Raw genomic sequence first — 8,934 nt, forward strand, 5'->3', positions numbered from 1 at the left:
GCTCTTTATGCTCAAAAAGTTAGGATTTTGGGCGCATAGTTCGGCAAAAAAAATACTCCCCTACTCCCCTACTCCCTTACTCCCCCACTCCCCTACTCCTTAAAAAAGACTTTTTCAGCAAACCCTATTTAAGTTTAGTTAGCGGTAAAAAAACCTATCCTCTCATTTCAATAGCAAATCTTTAGTTAGTAATTAGTTAGTAATATTATCTCAATTGAATTAGTGATGAAAAAATCTATCCTCTCGCTTCAACAGGAAATATTTCTATTTTCCCCACTCCCTGCTCCCCTACTCCCCCACTCCCCTACTCCCTGCTCCCTTATTTATCAGTATTCAAATATTATTTAAGAGGCGATCGCTCCTATAGAAAAAAGTAAGCGATCGCTATTCTCACTCATCCCTAATTACAGAAAAAATTAGGGGTAAAATTAATCCACTCTTTCTAATTGCCAGAGAAGTTAAACTAAGCAATTCCATCACTAGAATTACTCGTCTCCAAAACCGGACGTGAGACTTTCACCTCATCCGGCTCCTCAGTGATTTGGCCCTAATCAAAATGAGCACCTCTACCACTATTCTTAGCAGTTTTCAGATCGTAGCAATCTCTATGCAATAGTAAATGGCATCCAAAACTTTCCCCTTCTTAAGTTGAATGAAAGTCTTTTTGCCTGCTCCAATAAAACCAGTCCTTGTTAACATTCTCCTGTATAACAATAGGAACTTCTGTATGTTTCAACAGCTTGACTCGACTGCCATCCTCATAACTACACGAAAATTCCTTTTTGTTTTCCCCAGAATGCCAATACTTTTGAGAAATCCAATCATTATTTTTATTGGAATGTCTTCTTCTTGCCCAACGCCAGAGCTTTTGGAATATTAAATGATCCAAATCCCTAAAGGTTTTCTTACTCACCACCGCCGAATAATAGTTAACCCAATCCCGAATAATAGGATTAAGCCTTCTAATTAAAACAACCTGTGGTGCAGACTTATGTCCATCTATAACCTCAGCAATTTGACGATAATGACTCTTCATGCTCTGGTTACTTGGTTTAACCTCAGTTTTAAAACCAAGCTTACTTTGATTTTTGCCCACCTCAAATTGTCTGATGTTGAACCCCAAGAAATCAAACCCTGGTTTTTCTCCACCATACCCATATAAAGTATGAACCACTCTTGTTTCACTTGGTTTTAACTCCAGCCCCATTTCAGACAACCACTCTCCAACCTTTACTAGGCATTTTTGAACCACATCTATATCTTTATGAGCGATCGCCAAACTACTACCATAGCGAACCAAACCCAAGTATTCATTCCTATCAACCCTTGATACCTCATACCCGCTTTCCACAGATTGAAAATCAAAAATTTCAGCATACTCCTTGATTTGCTCCTCCATACCATGAAGAGCCACATTTGCCAGAAATGAAGAAATAACTCCACCCCTTGCCATCTGCTCCTCCGTTGGAAACAACTCTTCCCCATCCATCACACCTGCCTTCAACCAAGCTTTGATTTTTCGACGCAATGTAGGATAAGTACCGAGCCTTTCCAGTAATAGTTGGTAGTTAATACCCTCAGAAGACTTAACAATGTCAGCCTCAAGCACATACTTAGGCTCCAGCTTGACAAAACCAAAAATTGCTTCTACGGCATCTTGAGGCGATCGCCCCGGCCTAAACCCATAACAACTAGATTCAAAAATACCCTCCCATTCTGGCTCCAGAGCCATCTTGGCAAGTATTTGTAGAGCGTAGTCCTCCATAGTGCCTCTCCTAGACTTAACCTTGCCAGTTATGTCCAAAGTTTTAGCCAAAGCAAACAGCTTTTCCGAAGACAAAATTTTCTCACTCTGGTTATCTTGAATTACCCCACGCACTGCCAATAACTTAGCGTACCAGGACTTCAGCAAAGTTTTTTGGGGCTTACGAAATGCAACATAATCACGACTCTCAGAGGCTCTGTAGATTCTGTCCTGTAACTTAAAGACGTGACGCTCAACCTTTAACCAGTTAATATCGCGCCATTCCTGCCATTCCGCCGTAGTCTTCAAACTCGTATTGGACATTTCTATTACCTAATCAAACTCTACATTCCAAATCACTGTGTGTCCGTCAGCCTATCCCATTACATTAAATAAGGGCCTTTGCTTCTGACACAATCCTTCCCAATCAAACATCCGGTTAGCACCTACTTGATTCAGTTATTAGTTATCAGTTATCAGTTATCAGTTATCAATACCTATAGCTGAAGGCAGTATGACATTATCGAGTCTCTTAAATATAGTCACAGCAAGAATTTAACTTCTGACTTCTGCTATAGTAGGGCTATTAGCTTCAAAACCTAAATAAGGGTGAGCATAGCTGAAAGCTGATTGCTGAGTGCTGAATGCTAAATAATTCAAGAGTTTTTCATGGGTTACTTCGTTCCAAACGACCTTATTTATATACCTTTAGGATGATGCTTTACGCCGGGTTTACGGGAAGTGCATATTAGTCGAACCAAATCTCGCTAACTCCCTATCCTGTGCCTTTTGGCTCCAGTGTTACAGCTTTTTTCACTGGTTGAAAATTACGACGCTTCAATTACATCTTCGCTTTTAGCTATCCAATGGGTATTGTGCTCGATGGAAACTCACTTAAGCTCAGAGCTTTACCACCTTTTTACCCCGCTTTACGGATTGATGGCTAGTCGCTTGCCGTAGGGGTAATGCTGTCAACCCTGCACCTGGGCGGAAGGAATCTCACCTTCAAGGTCATTTAGTTATAAGGCTAATAGCCTTACTCTACTCACGTCTTATAGCATTTGAAGCAAAGAGCGCGGACAGCTCAAGAATCTAAAACTTAGGCCAGTTCAATTATTAATTATTAATTATTAATTATTAATTATTGCCTCTCCTTCAAAAGAAGAGGATTGACTCAAAGGAAAAATTTTTTCTTTTTTCCCCTTAAAAGGGGAGGCGCATACCCACAATTTCTCGGTAAGATTTTTCCTTCTGCCTTCTGCCTTCTGCCTTCTGCCTTCTGCCTTCTGCCTTCTGCTATAACCTGATGGCCTTGACTTTTAGCAGAAACGAATCGCACTTTGGTTTCCTTCACGACGTACTCTAGATACAACCCAGTTCCGCCAGACCCAATGATCACCACGGCTGGTAACAGCACTGGCATTGATGTCCATTAAATCTGCTAACTCTGAGCTGGTGATTAGATAGCCTTTATTGGCCACTTCATCAGCTATGTGTAAAGTTTCAATTAAGTTGCGCAGTTGCCCAACTCTCTGCTCCCTGGGCATATTTTCGAGTAATTCGTTAGTTGTGTCATTCATAGTAATTTTCAGAATTTATGTGGTCAGATACTACGGCTTACGATTTTATCGTTTTGTTACCAATCTTGCTTAATTAGTTTTGAATATTCTAGGCTAACTCTGGTTGAGAATTGCCGTTAGAGGTGAAAGATTGTTTTCTCCTCACAACTTTTTTTCAGCTTAAGACTGGTTTTAATATAGTATAAAGTTACGCTTATAAATAAGAGATGATTGTTTCTTTAAATTACAAATATCATCTGAAAGCTGAATTTTTTTATTTTCCTATATCCCGCAGAACTTTCTTTCGCTTTAAACAAGTCCACATTTTGAATATTTTTTCCTTTGTAGATATTCTTTATCAGTATCAATACTAAAACTACTATTTTGGCCTAATATTTGACAGCTTAAACTTTTTTAATAGTTAAATGAATATTTAGAAGAGTGAGGGGTATTTTATGACTACTTTCTATTAAAAATATCCCTTTCATTGACATACTCCCAGCATCAAATCAAAGATTATAATGCGGGATTCTCATCATTGATGATTCTACGTTCATCAAGACAACTTAGAGGTCGCAATATTGCTATCACGCTCTCCAGAGGTCGGACTCTCCCGTAGCGTTTGGGCTTTTGACCCCAGTTTCCGAGTGCCCCTCGGTACTGTTTACTATCGCTCCTAATATTTCTAATCCCTTTGCCAAAATGTTCTTTGCAGCGTTGTGGTCTCTATCAGCAATATACCCACAATGGGGACATTTATGAGTCCTCACTGATAATGATTTCTTAACTATTTGACCACAATTTGAACAATTTTGAGATGTGAAATGTGGAGGTACTGAAACACAAACAATTCCATGTAATTTAGCGTAATAATTAAGCCATTCTGTGAACTGATACCACGAAGCATCAGATATAGACTTAGCTAAATTATGGTTTTTAACTAAGTTAGCAATCTTTAAATCTGCCTTCGGCGCGCCGCTCCGCGTCTACATAGACTACCAAATCGTGAGATTGGATTAACGCCATTGCAGTCTTTACTGCATAGTCTTTACGCTGTCTACTGATTTTCAGATGTTGTTTACCTAATTGTTTTCTGGCTTTGTGATAATTATTTGACTGAGGTTTACCTAGTTGATGGCGACGTGATAATCGACGCTGTAGTTTATTAAGTCGTTTTTCTGACTTTCTCAGATATTTAGGATTTTCAACAGCATTTCCATTACTGTCAGTATAGAAAGCGTTTAAACCTAAATCAATTCCTACTGTATTACCCTCAAAGTTATGAGTTTCTTTTCTCTCTACATTGACCAAGAATTGGCAATAATAACCATCAGCCTTTCTCACAACTCTAACACGACTTATTTGTTGTTGAGAATACCAGACTAAATCCCTGGTTGTCCATAGTTCAAATACACCAGCTTTAAAACCATCTATAAACTCAATTTTCTTTCTGTCAGTCGATAGTTTATAACCGGTATTTTTGTACTCTACAGAACGGGTTAATTTTTTGAATTTTGGATAACCCTTCTTTCCTGGTTTGTTCAGTCTACAATTACGATAAAATCGTTGTATTGATTGCCATGTTCTATCGGCTGACGCTTGTCTGGCTTGAGAGTTGAGTTTCTTTGCCCAAGGAAAATTTTTATCCTTTGCTAGTACAGCACAAAGTTTTTGTAAGTCGTTACGCTTGACATTTTTATTATCCATCCAATAGCGCAAACAACTGTTTCTGATGAACTGACCAGTGAGAATCATTTCATCTAGAACTTTGTACTGATTTTGACTGCCTTTTAATTTGGCTTCAATTACTAGCACTCGTTGTGATTAACTCCTTGTAAAATAAGATTATTATAACTAAGTTTACCTAAAATATCTATTGGATAAACTGTTAAGATTTGTAGATAATTATGGCATCCTTGGCGGAGCATGACCAACGAAAATCACAATTATCGTTGCCACCATTCATCTCCCGGTAAATCAAAGATTATACCGGGAGCCTTCTGTATTTTAGGTAATATTATCTTTGCGTTTGCTATTTTTTTTTGATTGACTAAAAAATCATGTACATAGGCGAACTACACCTAATGGTTTTACTATATCAAAATTTTTTCTGGTGCGCAACCTTAATTTAATCCGCCACGCCATTTTGCTTGAGTGCTTAACACAATGAAAAACAAAGTAAAAAGTAATTTGAACTATTATTACTATTGCAGCAGCTTTGATGATTGAAAGAACATACAGACTTTGGCTTAAAAAAACTATGCTGAGGTGATACTAAATCTGGTTCATTACAAGAGTGAGACAGAAGGCAGGAGGCAAAAAGTTGAGGACGGCTTGGGAAAAACTAGCTTTTTATCAGTGGATTTGGTATGAATGACTTTAACAATGGCTGTCTATAAATTTTTAAGAATTAATAAAAAATTAAGTCTGCGAAAATAACTAAAAGTTAAGTTATTGTAGGAAAATACTGGCAATTTTTGGTGACAATAATTTATAGCAGTTTGTGTACTTGAAAACTAGACAAGATAAAGAAAAAAAATTTGACTGCCTATGGGCGATCTAGTAATTGCTATATATGTTTTGCGGAAAAAGTGGGGAAACTCCGGTGCAATTCCGGGGCTGTGCGGCAACTGTAAATCGACAAAAATAGTTAATAGAAAAAATCAATAACTACTTACTAATCAATCGATCAGCCAGAACACCTACTTGTCACTTGTAAACCCTAACTTCCTGCCTGACACGGGAAAGAATAATAAATGAAATATTCAACTCAAAACTCCGAAATCAAAACACAAAATACTCTAACTTCAACAGAAGAAATAAGTAGTATCTCTACAAGTTATAAATTGCCTCCATTACCACTACAAAGACCTTTATTATTGATAGGTCATGGTACACGAGATGCTGATGGAAAAGAAACTTTTTTAGACTTTGTTGCAGCATATCAAAATTTAGATAAATCTCGACCTGTAATACCTTGCTTTCTAGAATTAACAGGTCCAACTATTCAAGAAGGAGTAGATAAATGTGTAGAACAAGGTTACACAGAATTATCTGCTTTACCAATTTTATTATTTGCAGCTCGCCACAATAAATTTGATATTACCAATGAATTAGACCGAGCAAGACAACGACATCCTCAAATCAAATTCCATTATGGGCGACATTTTGGTATTACTCCCAAGATTTTAGAATTGTGGCGATCGCGACTTACAGAATTAGAAGAAACTAATTTTAATCCCTCCGAAACAGTCTTATTATTTGTAGGGCGAGGTTCGAGCGACCCCGATGCTAATGGAGACGTTTATAAACTAGCTCGAATGTTATGGGAAGGCAGTGGCTATCTAACAGTTGAAACTTGTTTTATTGGCATTACTCACCCTCGTTTAGAAGAAGGTTTTCGGCGAGCTAGATTATATCAACCGAAGCGTATTATTGTTTTGCCCTACTTTTTATTTACCGGAGTTTTAGTAAAGAAAATATTTGATATTACAGCCCAACAACAAGAAGAATATCCAGATATTTCTATGACTTGTCTACCAGAAATGGGAGCGCATCCAACATTATTAGAATTATTGCGAGAAAGAGAAATAGAGACACAGTTAGGAGAAGTACAAATGAACTGTGAAATGTGTAAGTTTCGGTTAGCTGCTGTTAGTAATGAGGAACATTTTCACAGTCATCACGACCATTCTCACTCCCATCATTATCATAGTCACGACCATAGTCATTCTGTGGTTGATCCCTATGCTCAACCAGAAGAATATCATCAACGTATTTGGCAAGTTCCTTAGATATTATTTATTCGGAATAGGGAACAAAGAGAAGTGGAAAAAAACAACTATAGTGGTTATCCAAATAGACTTAAAATAATATCATGTCCAGATAATTAACTATTAAAAAAGTTTTTGTTTGTAGTTGGGCTTTAGCCCTAATATCAAGTAACATTAATTAATCACAATGTAGGGACGTTGCATGCAACGTCCCTACCAGATTTGGTCATTTCAGTTATCAGTTATCAGTTGTAAAGATTGTTTATTACAGTTATTTGATGAGACATGATATAACACTATTTTTTCGCACTTGGTATAATTAGGATTAAGTATCTTAAAATCGAATCTCAAACCAGATCAGTCTAAACTCCTACTGTAAGCATTTCCTGTGGAATGCTGCGCAAACAGCTATTAACTCTCAGTTCTCATGAGGGGGTTTTAATTAGGGCTTGCTGATTAAATCTAAAAGTATTTACTAAATAAAGTTTCAGCCTTATTAAGTTTAAAAAAAGTACCATATTTTCGGCTAATAAGGCTCAAAAAGTTAGTATTTGTGGATACAGTTGGGCAGAAAAATTAAGGGATAATTCTTACTCCTGCCTCCTGTCTCCTGTCTCCTCCCCCCACTAAAAGACTTTTTCAGCAAACCCTAATTAATATAGACTGTTTCAGCCAGCTTTTACAGTAAGTATAAATTCTGACTCAATTAGTAAATCTTTTATCTAAAACTGAAAGTAATAGCTGATAGCTGAAGTGCTGACAGCTGAATGCTTACCTCCTACTTTTAAAATTTCCTTTGCCACAAAAAAGATGATTCAAGAATTAGAAGATTTAAAAAATAGTATATTAGAGCAACGCTACGAAGATGCTCTAACTTTAATATATGAATTAGATGGAATGAGTCGGCAAACAAAAATCAATGCTATTGAATCTTTTGTAATTAGGATGTTAATACATCTCATTAAAAATCAACTAGAGCAGAGATTAACAAATTCTTGGGCAGCTTCTATTCGTGGTTCATTAATTGAAATAAAAAAAATCAATCTTCAAGAAAATAAAAAATCCTATTATATAAAACAAGACCAGTGGCAAGAAATATTAGAAGAAGCCATAGAAGTTGCAATTCGTGATGCTAGTATAGAAGTCTTAGATGGTGCTTATACATCTTTTCAACTGCTCAACATGGTTGATAGAAATAAAATAATGACTATCGCTGAAAATCTACTAGGATTAATTTATAATTACTCTAAAAAAGAATTGCCAAAAATTGTTGATGATTTTTTAATTGAATTACCTGGTGGGGAAGAATGGAGGCAGGGATAACAAAGCTGTTTCATTCTCAATAGACACGGGGACGCGGAGACACGGAGACACGGGGACACGGGGATGGAGGCTTTAAATATTATGATTAAAAGTAAACTTTTCACCCACAGAAGTAGAACTACCCATAACTTTCTCCATATCAGGTTTTAAGATCAACGCCAAAATTTAGAATGAAACAGCCCTGGAAATAATAGAAGTAAATATTACAGAAGTAACAGTAATGATTCAGGAATTAGAAGATTTAAAAAATAGTATATTAGAGCAACGCTACGAAGATGCTCTAAATTTAATATATGAATTAGATGGAATGAGTCGGCAAACAAAAATCAATGCTATTGAATCTTTTGTAATTAGGATGTTAATACATCTCATTAAAAATCAACTGGAACAAAGATTAACAAATTCTTGGGCAGCTTCTATTCGTGGTTCATTAATTGAAATAAAAAAAATCAATCTTCAAGAAAATAAAAAATCCTATTATATAAAACAAGACCAGTGGCAAGAAATATTAGAAGAAGCCATAGAAGTTGCAATT

At 36.5% G+C, this 8,934-nt stretch carries 8 protein-coding genes and 1 riboswitch; of the genes, 3 read left to right on the forward strand and 5 right to left on the reverse strand.

From position 1 onward, the window contains the following. Window positions 1-643: 643 nt before the first annotated feature. From F6K54_RS07955 to F6K54_RS07970, 5 genes are all read right to left on the reverse strand, one after another. On the reverse strand, window positions 644-2,068 hold the full coding sequence (locus F6K54_RS07955; protein WP_293076269.1) for a group II intron maturase-specific domain-containing protein: 1,425 nt from the start codon (window positions 2,066-2,068) through the stop codon (window positions 644-646). 850 nt (window positions 2,069-2,918) lie between these two features. Continuing rightward, a complete protein-coding gene (locus F6K54_RS07960) occupies window positions 2,919-3,083 on the reverse strand; it encodes a hypothetical protein (RefSeq protein ID WP_293076271.1) in 165 nt (54 codons plus the stop codon). After that, window positions 3,064-3,324, reverse strand: coding sequence for a hypothetical protein (locus F6K54_RS07965; RefSeq protein ID WP_366558073.1), 261 nt, complete (start codon window positions 3,322-3,324; stop codon window positions 3,064-3,066). Before F6K54_RS07965 ends, F6K54_RS07960 begins: the two co-directional genes overlap by 20 nt. Before the next feature lie 566 nt (window positions 3,325-3,890). After that, window positions 3,891-4,256: a transposase gene (locus tag F6K54_RS42730; protein WP_366558076.1), complete on the reverse strand. Its 366-nt coding sequence runs from the start codon at window positions 4,254-4,256 to the stop codon at window positions 3,891-3,893. Beyond that, window positions 4,249-5,118, reverse strand: coding sequence for a transposase (locus tag F6K54_RS07970; RefSeq protein WP_366558074.1), 870 nt, complete (start codon window positions 5,116-5,118; stop codon window positions 4,249-4,251). The genes F6K54_RS42730 and F6K54_RS07970 overlap by 8 nt, the downstream gene beginning before the upstream one ends. Before the next feature lie 743 nt (window positions 5,119-5,861). Beyond that, a riboswitch (cobalamin riboswitch) is annotated at window positions 5,862-6,028 on the forward strand. 31 nt (window positions 6,029-6,059) lie between these two features. On the opposite strand from F6K54_RS07970, the gene F6K54_RS07975 reads away from it, so the two are divergent. The 3 genes from F6K54_RS07975 to F6K54_RS07985 all read left to right on the forward strand — a co-directional run. After that, window positions 6,060-7,097: a sirohydrochlorin chelatase gene (locus tag F6K54_RS07975; protein ID WP_293076273.1), complete on the forward strand. Its 1,038-nt coding sequence runs from the start codon at window positions 6,060-6,062 to the stop codon at window positions 7,095-7,097. A gap of 732 nt (window positions 7,098-7,829) precedes the next feature. Next, entirely contained in the window at window positions 7,830-8,399 is a 570-nt protein-coding gene (locus tag F6K54_RS07980; RefSeq protein WP_366558075.1) for a DUF29 family protein, read from the forward strand. Window positions 8,400-8,619: 220 nt separating this feature from the next. After that, the coding region (locus F6K54_RS07985) for a DUF29 family protein (protein ID WP_293076275.1) at window positions 8,620-8,934 on the forward strand (315 nt) is incomplete at its 3' end.

It is taken from the genome of Okeania sp. SIO3B5 (assembly GCF_010692555.1).
In the GTDB taxonomy this organism is placed as follows: Bacteria; Cyanobacteriota; Cyanobacteriia; order Cyanobacteriales; family Microcoleaceae; genus Okeania.

Bases quoted from the DNA above. Each gene is read 5' to 3' on its own strand.
- F6K54_RS07975 (WP_293076273.1), top strand. From the start codon at position 6,060: ATGAAATATTCAACTCAAAACTCCGAAATCAAAACACAAAATACTCTA.
- F6K54_RS07955 (WP_293076269.1), bottom strand. From the start codon at position 2,068: ATGTCCAATACGAGTTTGAAGACTACGGCGGAATGGCAGGAATGGCGC.
- F6K54_RS07965 (WP_366558073.1), bottom strand. From the start codon at position 3,324: ATGAATGACACAACTAACGAATTACTCGAAAATATGCCCAGGGAGCAG.